Source organism: Dactylosporangium salmoneum (genome assembly GCF_039532525.1).
GTDB lineage: Bacteria > Actinomycetota > Actinomycetes > Mycobacteriales > Micromonosporaceae > Dactylosporangium > Dactylosporangium salmoneum.
Genome location: NZ_BAAARV010000042.1, coordinates 1 through 583, shown reverse-complemented (window position 1 = coordinate 583; position 583 = coordinate 1). Strand labels below are relative to the sequence as shown.

Below are 583 nucleotides of genomic sequence, written 5' to 3'. Positions count from 1 at the left end.
CCTGCCGCTGCTGCCCGCCCCGGTCGCCGAGCTGCTGCGCCGGGCCCCCGCCCCCGGACGGCGCGGTGCCGCGCTGTTCGACCTGCTGCTGGTGGCCGGGGCGGTGGCCGCGGTCATCGAGCTGCGCTCCGACACCCCGGCGGCGGTACCGACCGGGCCCGCCCTCGCCGCACCGGTGCTCCTGGCCTTCGCCGCGGCGGCGCTGCTGGCCCGGGGCGTGACGGCTCTCGCCGGGCGGGCCGGCCGCGGGGCGCTGCGCACCGGGCGGGTCACGGTGGCGCTGGCGGCGTTGCAGTACCAGAGGCGGCCCGGCATCGATCGGATCTTCGCCGTCGTGGCCGTCGCGGTCGCGCTGCTCGGGCTGGCCGGCGAGGACGTGCTCGCCGCCCGGGCCGCCCGCGCCGAGCGGACCGTCGCCGAGCTCGGCGCCGGCCAGGTGCTCACCGTGCGGGCGGCCGGCCAGACCGCGCTGCTGAGCGCCGTCCGGCAGGCCGACCCGGGCGGGCGCGCGGCGATGGCGGTCGCCGACGACGACACCGTGAGCCCGCCGGTGCTCGCCGTCGACGCCGCCCGGCTGCCGGCC

At 81.8% G+C, this 583-nt stretch carries 1 pseudogene; it reads left to right on the top strand.

Annotation, left to right across the window (positions count from 1 at the left end):
* A pseudogene (locus ABD352_RS25815) lies at nt 1-583 on the top strand (FtsX-like permease family protein); the annotation flags it as partial.